Here is a 26471-nt window from a genome sequence, read left to right as displayed (position 1 = left end):
GGTCCGGAGCGATCCGGACCGGTTACAGCGACTGCGCCAGATGGTCGGCGTTGCGGAACGCCAGCGCCATGATGGTCAGCACCGGATTGAACCCGCCATTGGTCGGGTGCAGCCCACCATCGGAAACGAACAGGTTGTCGTGGCCCCAGATGCGGCCGAAGGGGTCCGTCACCGAGTTCGCCGGATCGATCCCCATGCGGCAGGTGCCGGCCTGATGCTGGCCAGCCGATAGCCCGGGATTTGGGGCAGTTCCCCAGGTGTGACGTGCGCCGGATGCCGCCAGCCACTCGACCGCCCTGCCATGCATATGTGCGGCGGTTCGGATTGTCTCGGGGTGGACCCTCCCGGACAGCATCGCCACCGGCAGCCCCCACTTGTCGCGGACATGTCCGGCCACCCGCACGCGCGCGGTTGCGTCGGGGATTTCATGGATGGGGCCGGCGACGCGCAGCGCGTGGTGGAAGTTGTCGCGCATGAAATCCTTGGCGCCCTGCCCCCAGCGCCGCCGCCCTGGCGGCAGCACGTTCCTCCAAAAAATAATCGGCGGTTGCACGAAATCGTCGGCCAGCATGCCGCCGCCGATGAAGCCGGCGTTGCCGTGGTTGTACGCCGTGGTGGCGATACTGACGCCCGGACCGCGCGAGCCGTGCACCGGTTCGTCGAACAGGCCATAGGCCGTAGCGTAGACGTGGCCCTGAAGGTTGCGGCCGACGAGATCGCGGCTGTTACCGAGCCCCTCCGGTTCACGTGCCGAAGGTGAGTTCAACAGGAGGCGCGCCGTCTCGATGGCGCCGCCAGCCAGCACCACAGCCTTGCCACGCACCGAATGCTCGGCACCGTTGCTATCGGCAAAGCGAACCCCGGTCACAGTTCCGGCGCCATCGGTCTCAACCCGCAACACCATCGCGCCAGTGACCAGGTGGCATCGGCCAGTGGCAAGCGCCCGAGCAATCATGGTGTTCTGCGTGCCGTTCTTGGCATCGCTCGGACACGGGAAGCCGACGCAGCTGCCGCAGCCGATGCAGCCATCGCGGCCGTGCCGCGGCTGGCTGTTGATGGCGAGTGGCGGGCGCGTCGTGGTGATGCCGAGCGCATCGGCGCCGCGCTTCAGGACCGAGCGCGCCGGGCTGTCCGGCAGTGGCGGCATCGGGTAGTCGCGGGCCCGCGTGCCTTCGTGGCTATGGGCGGCGCCATCGCCGGAAACACCAATTTGCCACTCGGCGCGTTCGTACCACGGTGCAAGGTCGTCATAACCGATCGGCCAATCGACCAGCGACGAGCCTTCCGGAACCCCATAGAGGCTCGCCATCTTGAAATCTGCGCGATGAAAGCGCCAGGCCTGCGCGCCATAGACCAGCGTACCGCTGCCGACGCCTGCCGCGAGGTTGTGGTAGCCGTTCTCGTTCGGGCGGAGCACGCGCTCGACACCATCGGCACCGACCAGCACGCGCGGGTTTCCGTCGAGATCAGGGCCGGTGTTGTGGCCGTAGAGCGACAGACGATGGTTGCGCAGGTGATCACGGTGGCCGCTATCGGAATAGTCGCGCTGCAATCCGCGCTCAAGCAACAGCACATGCTTGCCGGCTTCGGCGAGCACACCGGCGGCAACGCCGCCACCGGCGCCGGCACCGACTATGATCAGGTCATAGTCGAGCGTGCCTGAGAAAGGCCGCGGTGGCTGTCCCTGACGAGCCGCCGGTCCGGTCGGACCCTCGGGCAATCCGTGCTCATAGCCAACCATCCGCCACGATCCAGCGTTCGGGTTACCGCCGTTGCCGGGATCGGCATAGACGCCCTCGGCCACCAGTTCGCAAAGCTCGCGGAACCAACCGGCATCGCCAAGGCCGACGAGGGTGGCGTCTCGCTCTGCGTCGGTGCCGCTGGCGAAGTCAGCTGGCAGCGCATTGAGGCCGGCAGCGATCGCGGCGCCCAGCTTGGGATGCGTTGCAAGGATCCCATCGAGGTAGTCCATCGCGCCAAAGGCGATGGCCCCGCCATCCCGGTCGGCCGGCATGATGCAGTCGACCACCGCCGTGAGCAGTGCACGATCCATATCCCCTCCTCCGCCCGACCCCTCAGTCGGTGAACCGTACCGCGCCGATATGATCGAGGTTGCGGTTGCGCTGGGCATAGTCGATCCCGTAACCGACGACGAACTTGTCGGGGATCTCGAAGCCGATCCAGCGGGCCTTCACATTGGTTTCGCGGCGCGACGGCTTGTCGAGCAACGCACAGACTTCGATGCGCTTGGGATGACGTGTCGCGAGGATTTCGAGCACATGCTTCAGCGTGTAGCCGGTGTCGACGATATCCTCGACCACCAGCACGTCGCGACCTTCGATCTCGCCGCGCAGATCCTTGAGGATGCGCACTTCGCGGCTCGACTCGGTGGAGTTGCCGTAGCTCGAGACCTCGAGGAAATCGACTTCCACCGGCAGGTCGAGCTCGCGCACCAGGTCGGCAATGAAGATGAACGAGCCGCGCAGCAACCCGACGACCACCAGCTTGTCGGTGCCGGCATAGTGCGTCGAGATTTCCTTGGCGAGCGCCTCCACCCTGGCCGCGATCGCCTTGGCCGAGATCATCTCGTCGATCACGTAGTTCCTCTGCGTCATGCCTACTTCAGTGCCCCCTGGGTGAGTCCGCGCACAAAATACTTGCCGCCGATCAGATACACCAGCAGCGGCGGCACGATCGCCATCATCACTGTCGCCGCCGAACCGCCGGCCCTGACGCCCATGATCGCCACGGTGATCGGCTGCTGCGCGCCCGAAGTGAACACCATGCCGTAGAGATATTCGTTCCAGATCTGGGTGAACTGCCAGATCACCGTTACCGCAATGATCGGGCCGGATAGCGGCAGCATGACGCGGATGAAGATCCGCCAGAATCCGGCCCCATCGACCTGGGCCGCCTTGATGATCTCTGTGGGCACGCCGGCATAGAAATTGCGGAAAAACAGGGTCGAGAACGAGATGCCCATTACCGTGTGGATCAGCAGCAGGCCCAGCACATTGTTCTGCAGGCCGAGCTGTCCGATGATCCAGGCCCAGGGCAGGAGCGCAATCTGGCTGGGCAGGAAGATGCCGAGAAAGATCATCACGAAAATGAACTCGGAGCCGGGGAACTTCCACTTGCTCAGCACATAGCCATTCAGCGCCCCGATGATGGCGGTGGCAATGGTCGCCGGCACGGTGATGATCAGCGAGTTGAGGAAGTTCGGCCCGAGCCCCCGGCACATGCCGCTGACGCAGGCGTCGTTCCAGGCGCGCAGGTAATTGTCGAACGAGAAACTCTCCGGAATGGCGATGATGCCATTGCGGAACACCTCCTCGCCGTCGCGGAACGAATTGGAGAGGACCAGCAGCGCCGGCACGGCATAAACCAGCGCGAACAGGGCGAGCACCGCGTAGATGAGGATGCGCGACAGCGCCCACCGGCGACGGGCGATGGCCCCGTCCCGGTCGGCGTAGTCGAGCGTCAGGGCGGTCACGGCAGGGTCTCGTCGAGCCAGGCGACCTGCCGCCGCTCCTGCCAGGTACCGCCGCCTTCATGGTTGTTGAAGGTATAGCTTTCGATGCTCTTGGGACCGGCCCAGGCGTTGTAGGCGCCGTAGACGGTCGAGGGCGGACAGACGTCGTCCATCAGCGCCACCGAGAACAGCGCCGCGGCCTTCGAGCGCGCCGAGAAATGTACGCCGTCGAAGTAGTTGATGGTCTTGTAGGCGGCCGCCGCCTTTTCGCGATGCGTGGCGAGGAAGCGGACGATTTCGCCGTACGGGTCTCGCGTGGTGAGGCCGACGGCGCGCGGGAAATCGCAGAGGAACGGCACATCAGGCATCGCCGCCTTCACCCTTGGCTCGAGCCCGGCAACGGCGATCGAGATACCACCGCCCTGGCTGCCGCCAACCACCGCGAGCTTTACCGGATCTGTTTCGGCGCGGCCGAGAGCTGCCTCAACGGCGCGCACGCCATCGGTGTAGACGCGGCGATAGTAGTAATCGTGCGGGTCGTTGATCCCTCGGGTCATGAAGCCGGGATGCGCCGGGAATGAGCCGGCCGGATCCGGGGTATCGCCACGCGACCACGAGCTGCCCTGCCCGCGCGTATCCATCACCAGCACGGCACGGCCGGTCGCCGGCCAGAGCAGATGCTCCTGCGGCAGTCCGCGACCGCCACCATAGCCGATAAACTTCACCACGGTGCCGCGCGGCGCCACGCCTGCCGGCTTGATGTACCAGCCACGCACCTTGTCGCCGCCGAAGCCGGAGAAGGTGACGTCGGCCACATCGAACAGTTTCAGGCCGGTATCGACCGGCTCAAACTCCGCCTCCAGCGGCTTGGCGCGGGATTGCTCGAGCGTCTCGGCCCAGAAGCTGTCGAAGTCGGCGGGAGCGACGGCGCTCGAGCGGTAGCTGTCGAGCTGGGACTGCGGTAGGTCGAAAAAGGGCATGATCTCTATCTGATCCGGTTGGCGCGCAATGTTTGACTGGAATGGTAGCCGATGAAAAGCACTACGAAGGGCGTGGACGCGAACTGCCACGCACCACCAGCCGCGGCGACACGACGAAGTGGTCGCCCAGCTGGCGGCCGTCGATCCGCTCGATCAACAGGCGCGCCGCCTGCAGCCCCAGGACCTGGCCGGACTGATCGACGCTGGTGAGGCTGTTCTGCGCCAGGTCGCAATAGATGGTGTTGTCGTAGCCGACGATGGCGAGGTCGCCGGGCACCGACAGCCCGAGATCCTTGGCGACGCTCAGCGCATGCAGCGCCACCATATCGGTCCAGCAGAACAGTGCCTCGGGGCGATGACGAGATTCGAGCAGATGCCGGACCACGGTCTGCACCTCGCGCGCCGTCTGATCGGCCGGCACGATGTTGACGTGCTGCCCCAACCCCCGCTCTTTCATGGCTTCGCGATAGCCGCGCTCGCGCTGTACCGTGACCACGACGTTCTTGGTGGGGACGGCCAGCGTGACCATGGTGATGCGGCGATAGCCGTTGGCCGCAAGGTGGCGCACCACCTGGGCGGCGCCAGCGACGTCGTCGTTGTTGGCAGTATCCAGCGTCGCCAGTTCGGGGACGTGATAGCCGACAATCGCCGTCGGGATGCGGATCGAAACCGACTCCGCCGTTTCCGGCGGCATGCGCGGACCGATCATCAACAGGCCATCCATTTGCCGGTCGATCATCGAGTCGATCAGCGACATCTCGATGGTCTCGGCCGAGCGGCTCACCCCAATCATCGTCTGGTACTGGGTCCGCTCGAGCGCTTCGTTCACCCCAGCGAGGATGTCGGCGAAGAACGGATTGCGCATGTCGGGCAACAGGATGCCGAGCGTATAGGTGCGGCCGCGCATGGCCCGCGCCCCTGCATGTGGCCGGTAGTTCAGCCTTTCCATCGAGGCCTGCACCCGGGCGCGCAGCGCATCGCTGACGCCATAGGCGTCGCGCAGCACCTTCGAGACCGCCGCCACCGACACTCCCGCGTCGGCCGCTACCGTCTTGATCGTCACCCGGCTGATTTTAGTTGCTGGCGCCACAGTTCCCCTCGAACCGCCCTCCTTCTAGCAACCCGCTTTCCACAACACAACGTGAGCGATTTTGGCGGTTCTTGAGGGCATTTGGCTGACCGTGCGCCGATTTGGTTGTTCTTGCGCGAATCCTGCTTGAAATCGTTTTGTAGAACGGTATACGTAGAACGTCACACGACGACGGTCGCCGCAGGCGCCGAATGGACCGCAACAGGTCCCTGGGAGGATGCAAAAGTGAACGAGACGATGCTCATCCGGGCAGGTGAAGCCGTATCCAGCCATGGTGCCTGGGTCGCCGAGATGATTCACCCCAGTGTCGATCAGGGCGTCGGCACGCAGTCGTCGTTCCTGCGCAAGACCTTCAACCTCTCCTCCCGCGGTGGGGCCGGGACGCTCAGGATCAGCGCTCTCGGTCTCTACCGTGCCTTCATCAACGGCGAGCGCGTCGGCAAGGATCTGCTGACGCCCGGCTGGACCAGCTACTGGGACCGGCTGAGCTTCCAGACCTATGACGTCAGCGCGCTGCTCAAGGATGGCGACAACACCATCGACATCTGGCTCGGTGACGGCTGGTACCGCTCGCGGATGATGTGGCCGCGCAACCAGCTGTTCAACACCTGGGGCGACAAGATCGGCGCCATCGCCGAGCTGCGCGGCGCCAATGGCGAGCTGATCATCGGTACCGACGGCACCTGGCAGAGCGGCCTCGCGCCGGTGATGAAGTCGGGTATCTATTATGGCGAGAACTATGACGCCCGGGCCGAGAACGCCCCGGCGAGCGGCGGCGCTACAGTGCTCGGCGGCTTCGACAAATCGACGCTGCTGCCGGCGGAGACCGCTGGCGTGCACGAACTCCCCGCCCTGCCGGTGGTCAACTCCTTCGCCGATGCTCAGGGACGCACAGTCTACGATTTCGGCCAGAACGCCGGTGGCTACGTCGCCTTCACGGTCGAGGGCGAGGCCGGCGCGAAGGTTACCATCGAGCATGCCGAACTCACCAACCACCTCGGCGAGTTCGATCGCGAGAGCATGCGCTCGGCCGAAGCCCGTGTCGAATATGTGCTGAAGGGCGGCGCCCCGGAAAGTTACCGGCCGACCTTCAGCTTCTTCGGCTTCCGCTTCGCCCGCGTCGCCATCGAAGGCAAAGCGACGATCACCAAAATCGAAATGATCCCGATCAGCTCGGCCACCACCCGGACCGCGAACTTCAGCTCGGCCAACCCGCTGGTCAACCGGCTGGTCGAGAACACCGTCTGGTCGCAGCGCTCCAACTTCATCGAGGTGCCGACCGACTGCCCGCAGCGCGACGAGCGGCTGGGCTGGACCGGCGACGCGCAGGTCTTTGCGCCCACCGCCTGCTACCTGCACGAGAGCCACGGCATGCTGGTGAAGTATGTCCGCGACCTGATCGCCGACCAGCGGCCGGATGGCGCGATCCCGCATGTGGTGCCCGATCCGACGCGCAACCATGAGGACGTGGTGCCGGGCTTTTACGGCTCGACCGGCTGGGGCGATGCGATCGCTGTCATCCCGTGGACGCTCTACACCCATTATGGCGACCGCGCGATCCTCGAGGAAGCGCTGCCGGCGATGGTCAAGTGGAACGACTTCGTGTGGTCGATCAGCGATGGCCCGATCGTTCGCCCGCCGGCCGGTTGGGGCGGGCGCGGCTTCACCTTCGGCGATTGGCTGCAGCCGCAGGGCGATTTTGCCAAGCCCTACCCGACCATCGGCGACGACGCCGCGGCGACGATCTATCTCTACATCTCGTCGCACCTCGCCGCCAAAGCTGCCGAGGTGGTCGGCGACCAGGCACAGGCGAAGCGCCTCAACGACCGCGCCGCCGAAGTGAAAAAGGCCTTCCAGCGCGAGTTCATGACCGCTGCCGGCCGGATCGGCTACAACGACCAGACCTCATATGCGCTGGGCTTTTTGTGGGACCTGATCCCGCCCGAGCACTACGAGGCGGCCAAGGGCTACTTCAAGGAGACGGTGGCGCGCGCGCATGGCCGCATCGGCACCGGCTTCATCGGTACGCCGGCACTGCTGCCGGCGCTGGTGAAGATCGGCGAGGCCGATCTCGCCGGCGCGGTGTTCCTGCAGGAAGGCCTGCCCGGCTGGCTGTTCCAGGTGAAGATGGGCGCCACCACCATCTGGGAGCGCTGGAATGCTCTCAACGAAGAGGGCGTGGCGTTCGACCCGCAGATGAACTCCTACAACCACTATGCCTACGGCGCGGTGTGCCAGTGGCTGCTCGAAGGCGTCGCGGGCTTCCGCCCCGATCCGGCATTGCCGGCCTTCAAGCACATCTTCTTCGAGCCGACGATCATCCCCTCGCTGTCACCGGTCGCCGCCAACCATGACTCGGCCGCCGGCCGGATCGAAGCGGGCTGGAAGGTCGATGGCGGCAAGGTGACCTACACGATCACGGTGCCCGAGGGTGCGAGCGGCACGCTCGTCCTCGCCGCCGACTACACCGACGCGAGCGTCGACGGCATCGCCGTCAGCGAGCGCGGCACCGACGGAAAAGCGCGCAGCCTGCTGGCGCCCGGAAAGCACAAGGTGACATTCCGGATCAGCAAGCCCTGACGGCGGAGGAGCCGGAGGACCTGACAATACTGCAACCGGCCGCCGAAGGACCCGTGGCGGCCCCAAGGGAGGAACTATCAATGCTGATGCGCAAACTGACGCGTGCAGCGCTGGTCACTACCGGCGTCATCGCGATCCTTGCAGGAACCGCGAGTGCGCAGGACAAGGTCAAGGTGACCTTCCTGTTCGACAATGCACCCTCGACCGTAGCCATGGCCGAAGCCCTGGCCACGGCCTTCGAGGCCAAGCACCCCAACATCGACATCGAAACCGAGAGCCGTCCCGGCGGCGCTGATGGCGACAACCTGATCAAGACCCGCCTCGCCACCGGCGAAATGGCCGACGTGTTCCTCTACAATTCGGGCTCCCTGTTCCAGGCAATCAACCCGACGCAGAACCTCGTCGACCTCACCAACGAGCCCTTCCAGGCCAATGTGATCGACAGCTTCAAGAGCGTCGTCACAGGCACCGACGGCAAGGTCTATGGCGCGCCGATCGGCACCGCCATGGGCGGCGGCATCCTCTACAACATCCCGATCTACAAGGAGCTCGGCCTGACCCCGCCGAAGTCCTGGGCGGAATTCATGGCCAATAACGAGAAGATCAAGGCGGCCGGCAAGACCGCGGTGATCCAGTCGTTCGGCGAAACCTGGACGTCGCAGCTGTTCGTCCTCGGCGACTTCTACAACGTGCTCGCCGCCGACCCGAATTTCCCCGCCGACTACACCGCGGGCAAGGCCAAGTATGCGACGACGCCCGTCGCAATGAAGGGCTTCGAGCGCCAGGAAGAGATCTTCAAGGGCGGCTATCTCAACGAGGATTTTGCCGCCGCCACCTTCCCCGACGGCGTGACCAAGGTCGCGACCGGCGAGGGCGCGCATTACCCGATGCTGTCGTTCGCCGTCGCAAACATCAAGGAACTGGCTCCCGAAAACATCAACGATGTCGGGTTCTTCGCCATCCCGGGCGACGATGCGGCCAACAACGGCCTCACCACCTGGATGCCGTCGGGCCTCTATATCCCGACCACCTCCAAAGTTCAGGCGGAAGCCAAGGAGTTCATCGCTTTCGTCGCCTCGATCGAAGGCTGTGACGTCCAGACGGCGTCGGCCGGCGCGGCCGGTCCGTACCTGGTGAAGGATTGCAAGCTGCCGGCAGACGTGCCGCCGGTGGTTGCGGACTTGCTGCCCTACTTCCAGGAAGGCGGTCACTCGGCCCCTGCCCTCGAGTTCCTGTCGCCGATCAAGGGCCCGGCGCTCGAGCAGATCACGGTGGAAGTCGGCTCGGGCATCCGTTCGGCCGCTGACGGCGCCGCGCTCTACGACGAAGACGTCAAGAAGCAGGCCCAGCAGCTTGGCCTGCCCGGCTGGTAATAGCGCCATCTGCGTGTGAAACTTGGAGTCCGGCCTTACCGGTCGGACGCCAACACCTTGGACTTGGAGGAGTACAGGTATGGCAGTTGCGGTCGCTGATGGCGCGGTGCCCATTGCAAACCCGCGCCGCAAGTCGCGCACGGCGGGGCTCTATCCGAGCTGGTTCTACCTTCCGGCGGCCATCATCTTTGCCGTACTGTTCATGCTGCCCACCGTCGCCTCGCTGTTCTTCAGCCTGACCCGGTGGACCCTGCAAAAGGCCGACTTTATCGGGCTCGAAAATTTTGCCCAGTTCTTCCGCGAACCGTTCCTGTTCCAGGGTTTGGTCAACACGCTGATCTACGGCGTCGTCACCTCGGGGCTCAAGGTGGTGCTGGGGATGCTGCTGGCGCTGCTGCTCACCTCCGACATCTTCGGGCGTGGGTACCTGCGCGCGGTGGTGTTTTTCCCGGTGCTGGTCTCGACCGTCGGCGTCGGCATCACCTTCACCGCGATGATGCATCCCACCCAGGGCCTCATCAACGAGACGCTCGCCTCGATCGGCATCAAGGGGCCGGGCTGGCTGACCGACCCGCGTTTCGCGCTCTACTCGGTCGCCATCGTCGACGTCTGGAAAGGCGTCGGGCTCGCGACCGTCATCTACATTGCCGGTATCGTCTCGATCCCGCTCGAGTACTATGAAGCCGCCAAGATCGATGGCGCCACCTCGTGGCAGCGCTTTTGGACCGTCACCCTGCCGCTGGTGCATCCGGCCACCGCCACGGTGATCATCCTCAGCTTCATCGGTGGCCTCCGCTCCTTCGACCTGATCTGGGCGATGACGAAGGGCGGCCCCGGTTTCACCTCCGACGTCATCGCCTCGGTGATCTACAAGCAGTACCAGGCCGGCTTTTACGGCCTCTCCACCGCCGGCAACGTCGTGCTGTTCGTGATGGTCGCGCTGATCATCGTGCCGCTTTCGATGTTCCTCAATCGCAAGGAGGTGGACCGGTGAGGCACGCCCAGCGCTACATCTACGGCGGCATTGCCATCGCGGCCTCGGTCGTGGTCTTCCTCGTGCCGTTCGCCTTCATCATCCTCACCGCCGTCAAGGACCGGCGGCAGGCGGCGACCCGCTCGTTCGACTGGCCGACCACCTGGCACTTCTGGGACAACCTGGTCGAGGTGGTGCGCACGCAGGACTTCATGCTGGTCACCGCGTTCATCAACTCGATCATCCTCACGGTCGCGAGCGTCACGCTGCTGGTGGTGCTGGGCGCCATGGTCGGCTTCGTGCTGCAACGCCGCCCGTCCCGCTGGACGCCGGTCGTCAACTTCCTGGTGCTCGCCGGGCTGATCATCCCACCGGCCGTGGTGCCGACCATCTGGGTGCTGCAGTCGATCGGCATGTTCAAGACCATGCACGGGATGATCCTGATCGAAGTGGCCTATGGGCTGAGCTTCACGATCCTGCTCTTCCGGGCATTCGTTGCCACCATCCCGCGCGAACTCGACGAGGCGGCCATCATCGATGGCGCCGGGCCGCTCAGGCTGTTTTTCCAGGTGGTGCTGCCGCTCTTGAAGCCGGTGGTGGTGACGGTGGTGGTGGTGCAATCGGTGGCGATCTTCAACGATTTCACCAACCCGCTCTACTACCTGCCAGGCAAGCAGAACGTCACGGTGCAGCTGACGCTGTTCAACTTCCAGGGGCAGTTCAACACCTCGCTGCACCTGCTCTTCATGAACATCCTGCTGATCACCATCCCGCCGCTGCTCGTCTACCTGTTCTTCAACCGGCAGATCGTGGCAGGGATGACGGCTGGTGCAGTGAAGGGGTAGTGGCGTACTGAAGCAGACGCCCCCCTCCCATCCTCCCCCATGAAGGGGGAGGTGCCCCGCTGGTTCACTTGGTACGATCGAAGACCGAGCCTCGACTCTTCACCTCCCCCCTTGTGGGGGAGGCCGGGAGGGGGCCGTCTCTATCAGTCCGGACCTGAGGTGCACCGACAACATGCCGCCTGAAAATCCCGCGCCTCATCCTATTCGCCGATATGCGCGGCGTGTGAATGATGTATTGGTACCATACTAGTCATTCGCATCCTCACCATGTCCGCACCCCTCAGCCCACACGCCCGCAACGTCGCCCTCGTGGTGGCCGCCACCTTGTTCATGCAATTCCTGGACGGGGTGATCATCGTCACCGCCCTGCCCCGCATGGCCCGGGATTTCAACGTCGGCACGCTCGAGATGAGCCTCGGCGTCACCATCTACATGCTGGCGGTAGCGGTCTGCATTCCCGCCGCGGCCTGGCTTTCCGATCGGTTCGGGGCGCGGCGCGTGTTCGTCGTCGCCATCGGCTTGTTCACTTTGACCTCGATCGGCTGCGGCATGGCGCAGGATCTCGGACAGTTCGCCATTGCCCGCGCCTTGCAGGGCGCCAGCAGTTCGGTGCTGTTCCCGGTAGGACGGATCATCGTGCTGCGCACGGCACAGAAGTCGGAGATCGTTTCGGCCATCGGGCTCACCATCTGGCCGGCGCTGTTCGCCCCGGTGCTCGGCCCGGCGCTCGGCGGCTTCATCACCGAGTACATCTCCTGGCACTGGAACTTCTGGATCAACATCCCGCTCGGCATCATCGGCATGGCGCTGGTACTGGCGATCGTCCCCAAGGATACCGAGTTTGCCGAGCGGCCGTTCGATGCGCCAGGCTTCGTGCTCACCGCCATTACCTTGGGCTGCCTGCTCTACGGCTTCGATGCCCTGGTGCAGGGCGGGATGGCGCCCTGGATATCGGTGCTGCTGATCCTTGTCGGCTTTGCGGTGGGGTTCTGTGCCGTCCGCTGGTTGCTGAGCGCCGCCCATCCGTTGATCGACCTGCGCACTCTGAAGATCCGCACCTTCGCTGCGACCGACGCCAAGGCCGGCGCCATCCTGAGGACGGCGATCAACGCCACGCCGTTCCTGCTGCCGCTGATGTTCCAGGTCGCCTATGGCTTGGACGCGCTGAGCGCCGGCGGGCTGGTGGTGATCTACTTCTTCGGTAACCTTGCCATCAAGGCTATCACCACGCCGACGCTGCGCCGCTTCGGTTTCCGCAGCATCCTCACGATCAACGGCGTGCTCGCCGGCATCTCGGTGGCCGCCTGCGGCTTGCTGGGACCGCAAACCCCCTACCTTCTCACCGCCATCGTGCTGTTCATCGCCGGCGCCACCCGCTCGATGCAGTTCACGGCGCTCGCGACTCTCGCCTTTGCCGACGTCGATGCCAAGCAGCGGAGCTCGGCCACCACCATTTCCAGCATGTCGCAGCAGCTCTCCATGGTGTTCGGCGTGGCGGTGGCCGCAGGCTGCCTCAACCTCAGCCAGATGTGGCGGGGCGCCCCGGTGCTCGGGGTGGTCGATTTCCAGATCGCCTACCTGGTCATGGGCCTGATCATCATCGTCTGCGCCCTGCAATTGCTGACGCTCGAACGCAATGCCGGCGCGGAAGTATCGGGGCATCGCCGGCCACAGGCCGCCTGACTTATGTACAGTCTTCGCCCGCTCTTGCGGCAGAATGATTGACTGCCCCTATCGCTCTGCTAGCAATTGCGAGGGGAGCGACGGTGCGGCACGTCCCTCTCGTCAGGGGGGACGAGATGAATTCCGTATTTCGCATGACCGCGTCAGCGGCTGCTCTCTTGTTTGTGGCGGGTTGCAGCGGCGACGCGTGGATCACCGGGGGTGAACTGATCCGCCCGGGCGAACCGACCGGCACGATCACCGTCATCAACGGCGCCAGTCGGGTGATCGACGTGATCCTGATCTCCGAATGCGGCGCCTCGACCTATGGGCTCGATCGACTGCCCGACACTGTCGCGCTCGGATCCGGGCAGAGCTACAGCTTTACCGTTTCGGCCGGCTGCTGGGACGTCGATGCCGGTTCCGTCGGCTATGGCGAGGCTCGGCAGCGTCTCAACGTCGCCGCCAACGGCATTACCGAATACACCGTTACCGACTAGCCCGATCCGGCTGACACCGTCGCGTCAGGACGGCGACAGATCACTTCATCGGCACTTGCCGATGAAAGGTGAGCGGTGCATGGTGCTGCCGACTCCAACCAGTGCAGCAAACCTCCCATATGTCCCAGCTTTTCTCGCCGTTCACACTGCGTGGCCTGACCATGCGCAACCGCACGGTCATCGCACCGATGTGCCAGTACTCGGCCCAGCACGGCCTCGCCAATGACTGGCACTTCGTGCATCTGGGCCGCTTCGCGCTCGGCGGTTTCGGCCTCGTCATCCTCGAGGCCACGGGCGTGACGCCGGAGGCCCGAATTTCGTATGGCGATCTGGGGTTGTGGAACGACGAGCAGATTGCGCCGCTCGCGCACATCGTGAAGTTCCTGAAGTCCGAGGGCGCCGCAGCCGGCATCCAGCTCGGCCATGCCGGCCGCAAGGCGGCGACGCCGATCTGGTGGCGCGGCGGCTTCAATGAAACGGAGACCGACAAGCTCGAATATGGCTACGAGACCTGGGTGCCGGAAGCGCCCAGCGCAGAACGCCATGCCGACAGCCCGAACTACCAGATGCCGGTGGCGCTCGACAAAGCCGGGATCCAGCGCGTGGTGCAGGGTTTTGCCGATGCGGCGCGTCGCGCTGACCAAGCTGGTTTCGACACGGTCGAAATCCACGGCGCTCACGGCTACCTGATCAGCCAGTTCCTCTCGCCGCTCGCCAACCACCGCACCGACGCGTATGGCGGCAGCCGCGAGAACCGCATGCGCTTTGGCCTCGAGGTCACCGAGGCGGTGCGCGCCGTCTGGCCCGAGGACAAGCCGCTGATCGTCCGTCTGTCGGTGACCGATGGCAGCCCGGGGGGCTGGGGCGTCGAGGACTCGATCGTCTTGTCGCGCGAGATGCAGGCGCTGGGCGTCGACATGATCCACTGCTCGTCAGGCGGCTTTGACGGCTACTCTTTGAAAGCCGCCCCGCTTTACCAGGTGGAGCTGTCGAAGGCGGTGCGCGCCGCAGGTATCCCGACCATTGCAGTCGGGCTGATCGATGATCCGCATGACGCCGAGCGCATTCTCGAGGACGGCGAAGCAGATCTCGTGGCCTTTGCCCGGACCGCGCTCGAAGATCCCAACTGGGCCGTGCACGCGCGCCACACGCTCGAGGGCGGCGGCGATGCCTATCAATTGTGGCCCAAGCAGGCCCGCAACCGTATCCGCGATCGCGACCGCGCCCTGGGTATCAGACAATCCTAGATCCGACTTTTGCCAAACGGCCGGCGGTTCGCGCCCGGTGGACCTGCACGCTCATCGGGCGTTCATTTTGTGCCGCTAATGATCCGATTTCCGTCGTAATCGCCGTGCCTCCTTGCATGCCGTTTGCGCCGCACCCATCTTCGGATCACCACGGGAGAAAGACGCCGAATGACCAGCAAAGCCGCCCTTTTCGCCTTGCTTGCCATGTGGGGCGTTGGCTCCACCAGCTGCCTTCCCGCCTTCGCCGAAGACGCGCCCACCGAATCCTCCACTGACGCCAAGACCAGCAAGGCAGGCCTTGTCGATCGGGTGTGGACCAAGGCGGATGGCGACCTGCCCGGGGTGATGAAGATCTTTCTCTCCGACGGCACCCTGGTGCAGGATTCCTGCTGGGAGACCCATCGTCTCTCGGCCTGGGAACTCACCTCGGACACCGCGCTCAAGTGGAACGAGGACGGCATGGACATCAATGCCGACATCGTCTCGCTCACCGACGCCGAACTGGTGCTGAGCCTGAAACTCGGCAGCGATGCGGTGGAGGAGAAATACGTGACCGCGACAGTGCCCTACCTCTGCCCGGATATGCCGAAGAGCTGATCGACTGACAGAGACGGCCCCCTCCCATCCTCCCCCATAAAGGGGGAGGTGCCGCGCTGGCGCGTTTGGCACCATCCAGCCACAGCCTCGGCTCTTCACCTCCCCCTTTATGGGGGAGGCCGGGAGGGGGCCGTCTGTTTCAGTTGTCTCGTCCCCCAATAGAAAAGGCGCGGAAGTCTCCTCCCGCGCCCCGCATCCCTCGGCGGGATAGCCGTTATTCCGCCGGTGCGCCGACTACCGGTGTGACCGTGGTGCGGATCGTCAGCTGGGTCAGGATGAAGGCCAGGATGGCGCAGATGGCGAAGCCGACCACCATCGGGATAGCGGTACCGTCGTGGAAGGCCCCGACGATCCCCATCACCACGGCGCCGAGCACCATCTGCAGCGTCCCCATCAAGGCCGATGCGGTGCCGGCGAACTCTCCATGCTCCTCCATCGCCAGGACGCCGGTGGTCGGCAGCACGAGGCCGAGGAAGCCGAAGGCAACGAACATCAGGCCGGAAAGCACCCACATGCTGTCGATGCCGGCAACGAAGATGCCGGCCAGCAACGCCATCGAGACGGCAAAGCCGGTGACTGCGGTACGCACCACGCGCTGCAGGCCGAAGCGCTTCACCATGAAGCCGGTCGACTGCGACACCGCAAAGAACGAGATGGCATTGACCGAGAAGGCGAGGCTGTACTCGGTCGGCGTCAGGCCATAGTGCTCGATAAACACGAAGCTCGAGTTGCCGATGAAGGCCATGAAGGCCGACATGCCGAAGGCGCCGATGAAGGTCAGCCCGAGGAAGTTCCAGTCCTTCAGCAGCATCCCGTAGCCGCGGATGGCGCTGCCGATGGTCGATTCGGTGCGCAGGTGTTTAGGACGCGTCTCCTTGAGGGCAACGACCGAGAGGATGAGGCCGAACACGCCGACTGCACCCATCACCCAGAACAGGAGCCGCCAATCGCCGAAGGCAATGACCACGCTGCCGGCGAGCGGCGCGAGAATCGGGGAGATCGAGAATACCAGCATGATGAGGCTGAACAGCTGCGCTGCCTCGGCGCCGGTATACTCGTCGCGTACGATGGCGCGCGGCAGCGACATGGCCGCGCAACCGCCAATGCCCTGAATGAAGCGCGAGACGATCAGCCACTCGACCGACGGCGCCACGGCGCAGCCGATGGAGCCGGCGATGAAGACGAGCGTGCCGATGTAGAGCGGCGGTTTGCGGCCGATCATATCGCTGATCGGGCCATAGATGAGCTGGCCGACAGCGAAAGCGGCCATGAAGGACATCAGGCTGAGTTGCACCGATGCGTCGGTGACACCCAGCTGCCCGCCAATTTCCGGCAAAGCCGGCAGATACATGTCGATGGCGACGGGGCCGATCACCGACAACAGGCCAAGCACGATGGCCATACGGATGAGTTTTGCGTTCATAGCAGTAAATCCCAACACTGCTGGTGTGACTGGTGCGAGCAGATGGTCCGGCAACGATCGTCGGACAGAGTTCGGCCGCGCGCGTTCACCCTCGCGCGTCGTTTGCCTCACTAGCCGGTTTACCCGGTTCAGCTGCCGCTTGAATGACACTCAAGTCCAAAAAATTGGACACTTGTGTCAAACGAACTTTTGGACACTCTTGTCCAATTCGTCAAGTGCCATTATCATCCCGCCATGGAAATCAGCCACGACCTACATCGCAGCCCAGCCATGCAGCGGGGCAACTACAACAAGCGTTGCGCCATCATCAGCGCCGCGACCGCAGTGTTCGTACGCGATGGCTATGTCGGTGCCAGCATCGATGCGATCGCCGAGGAAGCGGGCGTGTCGCGGCAGACGATCTACAACCAGATCGGCGACAAGGAAAAACTGTTCGTCGAAGTGGTCCGTGGCATCAACGAGCAAGGCAGCGCCCGACTCGTCGCCGTGCTCGCCACCTTCCCCGACCAGCCCGAGGATATCGCTCGCGAGCTCGTCGACTTTGCCATCCGGCTGACCCGTGACTGCCTCTGCGACGAGGGCTCGCGGGCCTTGCGCAAGCTGATCGAGAATGAAGGCAGCCGCTATCCGGAGCTGTTCGAGACCTGGAAGGATTATGGCCCGGGCAAGAACTGGCCCGCCATCTCTTCGCGCTTTGCCCGCCTCGCCCGCGCCGGCGACATCGAACTCGACGACCCCGATCTGGCGGCCCGGCAGTTCATGGCGCTGATCCGCGCCGACCTGCCGAACGAGCCCGGCGAGATGGTGAGCGATGCGGAACTCGAGCTGGCGGCACGCAACGGCGTGCGCACGTTCCTGCGTGCTTATGGGAAACGCGAAGCTGCGCTGGCGCTGTGACCTGTTCACAGCTGAGCTGATTCACTGCGATGCGGTGGTCGGTTGATGGAGATGGCATCGACTTCGCATCCTCCACCGGATGTCATCCCAGCGAAAGCCGGGACTCAACGCACCGCCCGCGCCAGCTGATAGCTGGATCCCTGCCCTCGCAGGGGTGACACCGCGTTGGCGGAAGAAACTGCGGCCCAACTGTCGGGCCACTGTAGCCGCGCAGCCACACCCTCTCACCCGATCACCTGCGCCCCGGTTGCCGGGCGCGTGGGGTGGGCTTATGGTCCGCCTCCAAATCGCTGCCCCCAGGGAGATCAGAATGAAAGCGACGCTGTCCCATCGGAAAGGAGCCCATCTCAGCAAGGACACCCCGCTTCATGCCTTCTCACTCCCCGCGCGCGGAGAAAAATCCGCGGCGCCCTGACGCCTTCCGCAGCCTTTTCGCCAGTTCGACCGACCCAGCTGCCCGACAGCGCAATCGCTCGCGGGCGCGAAAGTTCGTCTCCTACTATCGGCCGCATCTGCCGTTGCTGGCAGCTGACCTCGCTTGCGCGATCCTCGTCGCAGGCACTGCCATCGCGTTGCCGCTCAGCGCCAATTACGTGACGACGCGACTCCTCGCCCTGCCCGGCTCGCCCGAAGCGATCTGGCAGATCCTCATCATGGGCGCGGTGATGCTGGCCATCCTCGCAGTGGAGGTGGCGGCGACCTTCTTCGTCGACTACCAAGGCCACGTGATGGGTGCCCGCATCGAAGCTGCGGTGCGCCAGGAGCTGTTCGAGCACTGCCAGAAGCTGTCGTTCGGCTTTTATGATCGGCAGCGCACCGGCCAGCTGATGAGCCGGATCAGCAATGATACGCTGTGGCTGGGCGAGTTGTTCCACCATGGACCGGAAGATCTCGCCATCGCGGTGTTCAAGTTCGGCGGCGCCATGCTGGTGCTGTTCTTCATCGATCCGGTGCTGGCCGCCCTGATCCTGGCGCTGACGCCGTTCGCGGTGGCTTACGCGCTCCACTTCAACCGGCGGATGAACCGGGCGCTCGAGCGGAGCAAGGAGCAGATCGCGGCGGTGAACGAGCGCGTGGAGGATGCGCTGGCCGGCATTCGGGTCGTCCAATCCTTTACCAACGAGCGGCTGGAGACCGACCGCTTCGCCGCGGAGAACCGACGGTTCGTGGTGAGCCGCGCCGATGGTTACCGCTCGGAGGCCTGGTTCTCGGTGGGCACCGAGAGCTTTGCCCAACTCGTTACCATCATGGTTATCGTGGTGGGGGCGCTGCGCATCCTCTGGGGTGAGCTGACGGTCGCCGAAATGCTGACGTTCCTGCTTTGCGTTGCGGTGCTGGTCGATCCGATCAAGCGGCTCGCCAACTTCGCCCGCCTCCTGCAGGAAGGCTATACCGGGTTCGTCCGCGCCATGGAAATCCTCGAGGTCGAGCCCGACATCGCCGACCGTCCGGATGTCGCACCGATGCCGGTGCCGCGCGGCGCCATCCGTTTCGACGATGTTACCTTCCGCTACGAAGCAGGCGGACCGCAGGTGCTTGACAACCTGTCGCTCGATATCGCTCCCGGCGAGTTCGTGGCGCTGGTTGGCCCGTCGGGGGTCGGCAAGAGCACGCTCTGCGCCCTGATCCCCCGCTTCTACGACGTCGATGCCGGCGCCATCCGGATCGACGGGCGCGATATCCGCGATGTCACCCTCGCCTCGCTCCGCCGGCACGTCGCGGTCGTGCAGCAGGACGTCTACCTGTTCGCCGGCTCGGTGGCCGAGAACCTGCGCTACGGCCGGCCCGATGCCACCGATGGCGAGATCGAAGCCGCCGCCCGCGCCGCCAATGCGCATGAGTTCATCATGGCGCTGCCCAATGGTTACGATACCGATGTGGGGCAGCTTGGGGTAAAGCTCTCAGGCGGGCAGAAGCAGCGGCTCACCATCGCCCGCGCCTTCCTCAAGGATCCGGCCATCCTGATCTTCGACGAGGCGACCAGCGCGCTCGACAACGAGAGCGAACGGGCGGTGCAACAAGCGCTGCTGACGTTGGCCAAGGGGCGGACCACCATCGTCATCGCGCACCGGCTTTCCACCGTGCGCCATGCCGACCGCATCCTGGTGCTCACTGGCGACGGCGTGGCGGAGCAAGGGACGCACGAGGAACTGGTGGCGCAGGACGGGGTTTATGCGGCGCTGCACAGGGTGCAGGCGAGTATCTAGGGCGCTTGAACGCGCGCAGACGGCCCCAGCCCTACAGCACCAGATACCCGCGATAGGCCACCAGCCTTCCGAACAGCGGCAGGCCGATATCGACCTCGAAGCGGTGACGGCCGCCCTCGTCGACCCGCTCTTCGGCGGTGATGCGCGGCAGCAGGAAGCCCGGCAGCGGCAGGTTCCAGATCCGTCCGGAAACGCGCTGCATATCGAGCCCATCGCCGCGTGGCACCAGCCGCATCCGGATCGCCACGGCACCGAAGCGCTCCTCGATCAAACCATCCGGCGCCGCGCTCATCACCGAACGCATCGACTTGTCGGCGAAGAAGCGGGTCCAGTGCTCCCTGCCCTCGCGGCTTTCGATCACCACGCGCACCGGCAGCCGGCCTTCGTCGATCGGCAGGCCCAGGCGTTTGGCGAGGAAGCGCGCCACCAGGTTCTCGGCCGGTGCCACCACCGCTTCACCCTCGGCAATCACTGCGGGCCGGCCGCGGTGCAAGCGGCGCGTCACCTCGGGCAGCCGATCGAAGCCTTCACCCATCACCCGGCGATAGAGCGGCTTTTCGCCCCGGAACGCCACCTGCTTGATTTCAATGGCGAGCCCATCGAGCCATGGCTTGATCTGCTCGAGGCTCACGACCCCGGCGGCGGCCCGGGCACCGCCGCGCAGCCGGCCGCCAAAGGTCAGGGCTTCGATCAACGCGGCAGCCGGCAGCACCGGCACATAAGGGCCATCGCCATTCGCCGCCCGCAGCCACCAGCGCACCACGCGGGGTTCGCCGCGCGCATCCTGCCCGGCCGCTTCGACCAGCATGCCGCCATCGGCAGTGCCGAAGCGATCGAGCCAGAGCGCGATCTGCGTCCCCAGCCCGGCGAACACTCCGGCCGACCGCACCAGCCCCCAGCGCACCGGCACGGCGGCGACCCCGATCAGCCAGTTGAGCACGGGCAGTTCCATGCCGGCGTCGAAGCCGGCCCTGATGCGCGGGGCAAAACGCGCCGGCAGCAGGTCGAGGTCGGGCACTTCGGCCAGCATGGCGCGGCGGGGCGGCAGACCTTCGATCTGCACCCAACGCCCACCGCTCCAACCGCGACCGCGCTCCCAGCCGGCCTCGCGAAACACCCGCACCGGCTGACCGACCCAGCTCAAAATCCCCTCGATCACCGAGCGGCCCTTGGGTGTCTTGTTGCCCGGGACGATGGCGACATCGACGCTGTCGACGGCCAGCCAGGCGCTGGTGAGGTGGTCGAGCACCGCATGGGTCAAGCCCGGCGTCGAACTGGCTCCCGAAATCACCGAGATGGCGACGGCGCGCGCGGCGCTGTCGAATTTGGCGACGCCGGCGACGAAGGCCCTCGAGTCAGCAATATCGACATAGTGACAACGCGCGCCGATTGCCGCCTCGATCAGTTGCGTGCCGCTCAGCTGAAACGGACCCGAGCAATCGACGACGACGTCGCAGTCGATCTCCTTCAGCCGCTCGACGCCGATCCGGTCGCGGTCGATCAGCACGAAGCCGTACTCGCCCTGCTCGTCGATGCCACGCAATTCGCGCTGCAGCGCCTGCGCCCGTTTCTCGGTGCGACCGCCCAGGCTGACGCGGAACCCACCGCGGCGCGCCAAGAGCCGCGCCAGGCGCGAGCCGAACACCCCGGCGCCGCCGACGATCAGGATGTGCGGACGGCTCATACCGCAACCTCGCGTAACGATTCCGTTTCCAGTCGCAACACCTTGAGCGGACCGAGCAATTGGCCTGACACCATGCTGGCGAGCAGCCACGGCACCGGCGGCACCTTGGCGATGGCCGAAACCAGCACGTCACGAGCGAGTGGCAGCACAGCGCCGTCGGACTGATAGAACGGCGTAAGGGTGAGCGACAGCAGTTGGTAGAGGCGCACGTGCCAGCGCCGCAGCCGCGCGTATTCACCAAGCGCCTCGTCGATCGAGGCAGCGCCGGCGAGCGCCCCGGCCAAGGCCGCGGCATCGAGCAGCGCCATGTTGGCCCCCTGCCCGAGCTGTGGGCTCGTGGCGTGGGCGCTGTCGCCGATGAAGACGATGCCATCACCGGCCGGCACGCGCAGCGTGTGGTGGGCGTAGCGCGCCAGCGTCATCGCCTCGAAGTCGCCGATCGCTTCGAGATGCGGCGCGGTCTCCGGCCAATGTCCCAGCACCTCGTTGCGCCAGCTGTCGATGCCGGCGGCTTTGAGCGCTGCGAAGCTCTCAGGTTTGAGGCTCCAGAAGAACGCCGCCAGCTCCGGCCCATCGCGCCGCTGGCGGCCGACGGGCAACACGCCGATCATCACGCTGGCCTTGCGGTAGCGCTGCATCAGTGCATCGCGGCGGAACCCGGCATCGACCCAGGGCACCGTGCCCCAGATGGTGCCAAAGCTGAGCGGGCGCGATTGGCTTGGTATCCTGGCCTCGACTTTCAGCGGCGAAGCCGAGCCGAGCGCGTCGACCACCAGATCGAACGGCCCCTCGCGTCCCTGCGGTCCCACCAGCCACTGTTTGCCGGCAGACCGCTCCAGCGCTTCGACGGCAAAGCCGGTGCGGATCGGCAGGCGCGCTGCGACCACCGCATCGTGTAGAACATTGAACAGCGCCGCACGATGCACCGCGATGGCATGCACGTCCGGGCCAAGTGGCCGGTAGGCGACTTCGAGCACTGCCCGACCGGTTCGGGCGTCGGTGCCGATCAGCCGCTCGACCCGTGCCCCCAGTGCAGCGATTTCAGGATAGAGGCCGAGAGCGGCAAGCACGGCGAGGCCCGTCGGCTGCAACATCAATCCGGAGCCTAATGGCCGCGGCGTCTCAAACCGCTCGAACAACTGGACGCGATGGCCGGCGCGGCTCAGCATAAGCGCCGCCGCCAGCCCGCCCGGGCCAGCGCCCGCAATCGCAATATCAAGTGATTTCAGCAGTTTCGCGTCCTCGGGTACCCCAGGACGGACTAGATCACCACCTGCGTGCCGATTTCAACCACGCGGCCGGTCGGAATATGGAAGTATTCCGTCGCATCAGTGGCGTTACGCGCCAGACCGATGAAGATCCGGTCGAGGAATACCGGCGCCCCGCCCTTCGGCGACGGCTTCAACGAGCGGCGCGACAGGAAGAACGAAGTCGACATGATGTCGAACTTCCAGCCAAGCTTGCGGGCCAGCGCCAGCGCCTTGGGAATGTTGGGCGTCTCGATGTAACCGAAGGTCACCACCACCCGGTAGAACAGGTCGTTATAGGCGTCGATCCTGATCTTTTCCTCGTCGGCGACGCGCGGCCGGTCAGAGGTCACCACGGTCAGGATGACGTTGTGTTCGTGCAGCACTTTATAGTGCTTCAGGCTATGCAGCAGCGCCGTCGGCGCGCCCTCGATGTCGGAGGTGAGAAACACCGCTGTGCCGGGCACGATGGTAGGCTTCTTCTTGGCGAGATTCTCGACCAGGAATTCGAGCGGCACCTCATCGCGCCGGGTCTTTTCGGCCAGCCGGCGGCGGCCCCAGATCCAGATCGTCATCATCGAGGCGATGGTCGCCGCCACCACGGCCGGCACCCAGCCGCCCTGTGAGAACTTGGCGGCGTTGGCGACGAAGAAACCGATATCGATGACCATCAGCGGCACGATCACCACCATGGCGACGAGGAGGTTCCACATCCACAGCCGCCACATGACAATGAACAGCAGGATCGCCGTCACCAGCATTTCGCCGGTTACCGCAATGCCGTAGGCGGCGGACAGGGCGCTCGAGGAGCGGAAGCCGACGACCAACAGCACCACGCAGATCAGCAGCAGGAAGTTGACCTGCGGCATGAAGATCTGCCCCGCCACTTCTTCCGAAGTGTGCCGCACTTCGAGGCGCGGCAGCAGGTTCAAGTGCATGGCCTGGCGAACCAGCGAATAGGCTCCCGAGATCACCGCCTGGCTGGCGATGACGGTGGCGACCGTCGCCAGCCCCACCATGGGCAGCTTGGCCCAGTCGGGCTGCATCTGGAAGAACGGGTTGGTCACTTCGTGCGGGTGGCTGAGGACAAAGGCGCCCTGGCCGAAATAGTTGAGCAGCAGCCCCGGAAACACCAGCATGATCCACGCCGTAATGATCGGCTTGCGACCGAAATGCCCGAGATCGACATAGAGCGCCTCGGCGCCGGTAACAGCGAGGAATACCGCGCCCAGCACGACGATGGAGATGCCGGCATGGGTGTAGAGGAACTCGATGCCATGCACCGGATTGAGGGCCATGAGCACCTGCGGTGCATCGGCGATGTGGAACAGACCGGTGATCCCCAGGATGACGAACCAAGCCGCCATCACCGGGCCAAAGACGGTCGAGACGCGTGCCGTGCCGAACCGCTGCACCATGAACAGCCCGATGAGGATCACCACCGTCAGCGGCACGACCCAGGGGGTCAGCCGGGGCTCGACCACCTCGAGGCCTTCGACCGCCGAGAGCACCGAGATCGCCGGAGTGATGATTGCGTCGCCGAGGAACAACGCCCCGCCGACGATGCCGAGGCCCAGGATCCAGGCCGGTCGCTTCTTGAAGGCATTGCTGGCAAGCGTCATCAGCGACAGCGTGCCACCTTCGCCCTTGTTGTCGGCGCGCAGCACGAAGATCACGTACTTGACGGTGACCACGATGGTCAGCGCCCAGACGATCAGCGACAACAGTCCGAGCACTTCGCTCTCGTTGGGGTTGCCGCCGGCGCCGTGCAGCGCCTCGCGGAACGCATAGAGCGGGCTGGTGCCGATATCCCCGTAGACGACGCCGAGGGCGCCCAGGATGAGAATGGGAAGATTGCCTGTGGCGTGCCCGGTCTGTTCGGTCGCCGCAGCGCCGGCCGTTACGCCGGACGAAGTCGTCTGGGTCATATGCCCTTCGCTCACCCTGTTAACGGGTGGGCGGCTGTCTACACCCACCCACCGGCGCACTCAACGGTCAATTTCCGCTAAGGTTCGCATTTGCTGATGGACAGTTATGCGGATTCTGCGAGGGCAGGACAAACAAAAAGGGGACGGCGCCATGGGAAGCGCCGCCCCCGACCGGGGTGCGAAAGGAGGAGAACCCCGGAAAACCGGCGTGGGGTTAACCTCAGGCGGCCTTGGCCGCGGCAGCCGCGTCAGCCTGGCGGGCGTTGCGGGTGGCATTGGTCCACCAGACCAAGTTGTCGAGCATCTCAGGCACGAAGAAATCGAAGTTGGCCTTGGTGTCGTCCCAGCTCTTCTGGCCCATCATGATCGGGATGAAGTCCGAACCGCCGATATGGACGGCGTGACGGACCGGCACGGCCTGCAGTTCAACCATGATGTTGCGCAGGTGCTCGATGGCGCGGGCGCCGCCCACCGAACCGTAACCGACGAAGGCCACGGCCTTCTTCATGAAGGGCTTGTAGGCCCAGTCGATGGCGTTCTTCAGCGCACCGGTGATCGAACGGTTGTACTCGGCGGTGACGACGATGTAGCCGTCGAACTCATTGAGCTTGGCCTGCCACTTGGCGGCGATCTCGTTCGGGGTCGGCATCCAGAAGTCGGACGCGGCGGCGTCGAACAGCGGAAGCGGGTAATCCTTCAAGTCGACGATCTCGACATCGACATCGCCGCGGGCGGCGACGTGACCGGCGATCCAGCTGGCCGGCTTGTCGCCGAAGCGGGTCGGGCGGATCGAGCTGATGATCACGGCAATCTTGGGTTTGGACATTTGCTGCACTCCAGTATCAAAATGTGACTAGCGGCAAATAAGTGCCCAAGGCGGTCACCCGCAAGCAGGCACCTCGATGAGGCGGAGGCACAGTTTCCAGCCCCGGTTACATCGGTGTGCGTTTGGTTACAGCGTTGTGAGCAAAGCAGTTCCGGGCGTCTTGCGGCGGCCGGCCGGCCTAGCGGTGGGCGTGGCGCGGCATTCGTACGAGGCGCGAAATGCAGCGTTCGCGATTATCGAACGATGGGTAACGGAAGCGTGTTAGCGGGCATCGGGTTCTCTCTCATCCACCGAACTCCGGCGAAGACCGGGGCCCATGCGCACGCTGTGGTGAAGCAACGCGTCTCAGCACCCACCGGCGTCATTCCCGCGTAGGCGGGAACCTAGTGGGATGCTTCGGCACCCGCTGAGGCTGAGAGATCCCACTGGGTCCCCGCCTTCGCGGGGATGACGCCGGTGGGAAGACGAGCCTGGTCGCGAAACGCCCCAGGAGGAATGAATCGGAACAGCGCGCAAGATTCAACGCAGCGCGCGTGGGCCTTCGCCAGGGTGACATACTCTGGCTACCCCCAACGAACTCAGGCGACCCTAGTCCGCGCCTCAGCGCAGACCGAACGAATAGGTCCAGGCGAGCGCCTTCAATCCGGCATCATCGAGTTCGGGGTGTTTGGGCTGCAGTTGCTCGATGGCGCGCTCGGTGAGGCTCTTCTTTGAGCGCTTCTCCAGCCCTTCGACCGGTTGCTGCAGTTCTTCGAGCAGGCCGAGGATGCGCTGCTTGAGCTCGTTGCCTTCGGCCTCGCCGAAGCGCTGTACCAGGTGCGGCGTCTTGGCCCGCGGGAACGGCGAGTTGCCAAAACCGGTATAGAGCACCAGGGCTTCGTTGATCGGGTCGCGCATCGCCTGCTCGTATGCAACTGCTCTCAAAGCCATATGGCAACCC

At 64.9% G+C, this 26471-nt stretch carries 21 protein-coding genes; 10 read left to right on the top strand and 11 right to left on the bottom strand.

From position 1 onward, the window contains the following. Positions 1–22 precede the first annotated feature (22 nt). From VGV07_RS07465 to VGV07_RS07445, 5 genes are all read right to left on the bottom strand, one after another. Positions 23–2053 (bottom strand): GMC family oxidoreductase, encoded by a 2031-nt coding sequence (locus tag VGV07_RS07465; RefSeq protein WP_326868063.1) that lies wholly within the window; start codon positions 2051–2053, stop codon positions 23–25. A 22-nt stretch (positions 2054–2075) separates the two neighbouring features. Then, positions 2076–2615, bottom strand: coding sequence for a hypoxanthine phosphoribosyltransferase (gene hpt, locus VGV07_RS07460; protein WP_326868062.1), 540 nt, complete (start codon positions 2613–2615; stop codon positions 2076–2078). Positions 2616–2617: 2 nt separating this feature from the next. Then, the gene (locus VGV07_RS07455; RefSeq protein WP_326868061.1) at positions 2618–3493 is read right to left on the bottom strand and encodes a carbohydrate ABC transporter permease; all 876 of its coding nucleotides are present in this window, start codon (positions 3491–3493) and stop codon (positions 2618–2620) included. Further along, positions 3490–4452, bottom strand: coding sequence for an acetylxylan esterase (locus VGV07_RS07450; protein ID WP_326868060.1), 963 nt, complete (start codon positions 4450–4452; stop codon positions 3490–3492). Before VGV07_RS07450 ends, VGV07_RS07455 begins: the two co-directional genes overlap by 4 nt. Before the next feature lie 61 nt (positions 4453–4513). Further along, the gene (locus VGV07_RS07445; RefSeq protein ID WP_326868059.1) at positions 4514–5542 is read right to left on the bottom strand and encodes a LacI family DNA-binding transcriptional regulator; all 1029 of its coding nucleotides are present in this window, start codon (positions 5540–5542) and stop codon (positions 4514–4516) included. Positions 5543–5779: 237 nt separating this feature from the next. On the opposite strand from VGV07_RS07445, the gene VGV07_RS07440 reads away from it, so the two are divergent. From VGV07_RS07440 to VGV07_RS07405, 8 genes are all read left to right on the top strand, one after another. Then, on the top strand, positions 5780–8122 hold the full coding sequence (locus tag VGV07_RS07440; RefSeq protein ID WP_326868137.1) for a family 78 glycoside hydrolase catalytic domain: 2343 nt from the start codon (positions 5780–5782) through the stop codon (positions 8120–8122). A gap of 80 nt (positions 8123–8202) precedes the next feature. Further along, positions 8203–9495, top strand: coding sequence for an ABC transporter substrate-binding protein (locus VGV07_RS07435; RefSeq protein WP_326868058.1), 1293 nt, complete (start codon positions 8203–8205; stop codon positions 9493–9495). Between the two features lie 79 nt (positions 9496–9574). After that, positions 9575–10489 carry a carbohydrate ABC transporter permease gene (locus tag VGV07_RS07430; RefSeq protein WP_414649920.1) on the top strand — a complete coding sequence of 305 codons (915 nt, stop codon included), beginning with the start codon at positions 9575–9577 and terminating at the stop codon, positions 10487–10489. After that, on the top strand, positions 10486–11313 hold the full coding sequence (locus VGV07_RS07425) for a carbohydrate ABC transporter permease (RefSeq protein ID WP_326868057.1): 828 nt from the start codon (positions 10486–10488) through the stop codon (positions 11311–11313). The genes VGV07_RS07430 and VGV07_RS07425 overlap by 4 nt, the downstream gene beginning before the upstream one ends. Positions 11314–11580: 267 nt before the next feature. Continuing rightward, a complete protein-coding gene (locus tag VGV07_RS07420) occupies positions 11581–12996 on the top strand; it encodes an MFS transporter (protein WP_326868056.1) in 1416 nt (471 codons plus the stop codon). 116 nt (positions 12997–13112) lie between these two features. Next, positions 13113–13475 carry a hypothetical protein gene (locus VGV07_RS07415; RefSeq protein WP_326868055.1) on the top strand — a complete coding sequence of 121 codons (363 nt, stop codon included), beginning with the start codon at positions 13113–13115 and terminating at the stop codon, positions 13473–13475. Positions 13476–13594: 119 nt separating this feature from the next. Continuing rightward, positions 13595–14722, top strand: coding sequence for an NADH:flavin oxidoreductase/NADH oxidase (locus tag VGV07_RS07410; RefSeq protein ID WP_326868054.1), 1128 nt, complete (start codon positions 13595–13597; stop codon positions 14720–14722). A 168-nt stretch (positions 14723–14890) separates the two neighbouring features. Next, complete coding sequence (locus VGV07_RS07405) at positions 14891–15319, top strand: hypothetical protein (protein WP_326868053.1); 429 nt, start codon at positions 14891–14893, stop codon at positions 15317–15319. 214 nt (positions 15320–15533) lie between these two features. On the opposite strand, the gene VGV07_RS07400 is transcribed toward VGV07_RS07405, so the two are convergent. Further along, positions 15534–16742 carry a multidrug effflux MFS transporter gene (locus tag VGV07_RS07400; protein WP_326868052.1) on the bottom strand — a complete coding sequence of 403 codons (1209 nt, stop codon included), beginning with the start codon at positions 16740–16742 and terminating at the stop codon, positions 15534–15536. 270 nt (positions 16743–17012) lie between these two features. Between VGV07_RS07400 and VGV07_RS07395 the strand changes: the two genes are divergently transcribed. After that, entirely contained in the window at positions 17013–17639 is a 627-nt protein-coding gene (locus tag VGV07_RS07395; protein ID WP_326868051.1) for a TetR/AcrR family transcriptional regulator, read from the top strand. 368 nt (positions 17640–18007) lie between these two features. Then, positions 18008–19846 (top strand): ABC transporter ATP-binding protein, encoded by a 1839-nt coding sequence (locus VGV07_RS07390; RefSeq protein WP_326868050.1) that lies wholly within the window; start codon positions 18008–18010, stop codon positions 19844–19846. Between the two features lie 31 nt (positions 19847–19877). On the opposite strand, the gene VGV07_RS07385 is transcribed toward VGV07_RS07390, so the two are convergent. From VGV07_RS07385 to VGV07_RS07365, 5 genes are all read right to left on the bottom strand, one after another. Beyond that, on the bottom strand, positions 19878–21530 hold the full coding sequence (locus VGV07_RS07385) for a DUF4166 domain-containing protein (protein WP_326868049.1): 1653 nt from the start codon (positions 21528–21530) through the stop codon (positions 19878–19880). Beyond that, complete coding sequence (locus VGV07_RS07380; protein WP_326868135.1) at positions 21527–22738, bottom strand: NAD(P)/FAD-dependent oxidoreductase; 1212 nt, start codon at positions 22736–22738, stop codon at positions 21527–21529. Before VGV07_RS07380 ends, VGV07_RS07385 begins: the two co-directional genes overlap by 4 nt. Positions 22739–22791: 53 nt before the next feature. Next, positions 22792–24705, bottom strand: a complete 1914-nt coding sequence (locus VGV07_RS07375; protein WP_326868048.1) for a potassium transporter Kup — start codon at positions 24703–24705, stop codon at positions 22792–22794. Between the two features lie 220 nt (positions 24706–24925). After that, on the bottom strand, positions 24926–25531 hold the full coding sequence (locus tag VGV07_RS07370) for an NAD(P)H-dependent oxidoreductase (protein ID WP_326868047.1): 606 nt from the start codon (positions 25529–25531) through the stop codon (positions 24926–24928). Positions 25532–26131: 600 nt separating this feature from the next. Next, positions 26132–26428, bottom strand: a complete 297-nt coding sequence (locus VGV07_RS07365; RefSeq protein ID WP_326868046.1) for a hypothetical protein — start codon at positions 26426–26428, stop codon at positions 26132–26134. Between the last annotated feature and the right edge of the window lie 43 nt (positions 26429–26471).

This window comes from Devosia sp. (assembly GCF_035944845.1).
Taxonomy (GTDB): domain Bacteria; phylum Pseudomonadota; class Alphaproteobacteria; order Rhizobiales; family Devosiaceae; genus Devosia_A.
This window is presented reverse-complemented; position numbering and strand designations above follow the sequence as displayed.